This window comes from Leucobacter sp. M11 (assembly GCF_035726885.1).
Lineage (GTDB): Bacteria > Actinomycetota > Actinomycetes > Actinomycetales > Microbacteriaceae > JAPFRB01.
The window spans coordinates 233,347-234,665 of the sequence record NZ_JAPFRB010000004.1 but is presented as its reverse complement, the minus strand read 5'-3'; the positions used below and the strand labels follow the sequence as shown (position 1 = coordinate 234,665).

General features: G+C 72.9%; 2 protein-coding genes. Both read right to left on the bottom strand.

Going from position 1 to position 1,319, the window contains the following annotated elements; translation table 11 throughout:
* Positions 1–743: ABC transporter permease (locus OOT08_RS13085; RefSeq protein ID WP_325093194.1), on the bottom strand; the 743-nt coding region annotated here is incomplete at its 3' end.
* A partial coding sequence (locus OOT08_RS13080; RefSeq protein ID WP_325093193.1) for an ABC transporter permease occupies positions 740–1,319 on the bottom strand: 580 nt, incomplete at its 5' end. The genes OOT08_RS13080 and OOT08_RS13085, both read right to left, overlap by 4 nt.

Sequence of the window (1,319 nt, the reverse complement as noted above, 5' to 3'; positions counted from 1 at the left end):
TAGGTGCGGCCCTCGGCGATGAGCAGGCCCCACTCCGGGGTGGGCGGCGGCGCGCCGTAGCCGAGGAAGCCGAGGGTCGAGATGGCGAGCACGGCGCTGCCGAACTGCAGGGCGGCCAGCGCGAACACCGCGGTGAGCGAGTTTGGCAGCACGTGGCGCAGGAGCACGGGCCAGAAGCGCCCCCCGCTCGCGAAGGCCGCCTCGACGTAGTCGCTGCCCCGCACCCGCACCACCTCGGACCGCGCCAGCCGGGCAAAGGCCGCAACGCTCGCGATCCCGACCGCGACGGCGACCTGCGCCGTGCCAAAGCCCAGGATGATGATGATCGACAGCGAGAGCAGCAGCGAGGGGATCGCGAGGAGCACGTCCACGACGCGCATCAGGATCTCGTCCAGCGCGCCCCGCACGGAGCCCGCGAGCACCCCGATCGCAGTGCCGAGGACGAAACCGACGGTCACGGCGATCAGCGCACCGCTGAGCGAGTACCGGGCCCCGTGGATGACCCGGGCGAGCATGTCCCGGCCGGTGGCGTCCGTGCCGAAGGGGTGTGCCCCGCTCGGCGACAGGAGCGCCCGGGCGGGGTTCCCGGCGACGGGGTCCAGCGGGGTGAACCAGCCGGGGACCAGCGCCCAGGCGAGGGCGATGAGGAGCACCAGGCCGGAGAGCACGACGCTCGGGCGCAGGCGGGCAAGCGCCCCCGTCCGGGGCACCCGGCGCGCGGGGGCTTCGCTGAGAGCGGTCATGAGCGGGCTCCTGTCGAGCGGGCGAGTCGGGGGTCGAGCACGGGGTAGAGCAGATCGACGATCAGGTTGATCAGCACGAAGGCGGCCGCGGAGACGATCACCACGGCCAGGAGCACCGGGGTGTCCTGGTTGCTGACCGCCTGCTCGGCGAGCCGGCCGATGCCCGCGCGGCCGAAGACGGTCTCCGTGACGACCGCGCCGCCGATGAGTTCCCCGAAGAGCACACCCGCCATCGTGAGCGTGGGCAGCACGGCGTTCCGGGCGATGTTCCGGCTGAGCAGCCACCACTCGGAGGCACCCCGGGCCCGCACGACCGTCACGAAGGGCTGGCGGCGCACCGAGTCGATGGACCGGATCAGGATCTGCGCGAGCGGCGCCGAGATCGGGGCGGCGAGGGTGAGCACGGGGAGGATCAGCCCCTCGACGGGCCCGGGGTTCACCACGGAGACCAGCCCGAGCTGGAAGGAAAACACCTGGATGAGCACGATGCCGAGCCAGAACACCGGCACCGCGACGAACAGGGAGGGCAGGGCCCGCAGGCCGTCGCCGATCCGGCTGAGACCAGGCAGGTGCGCC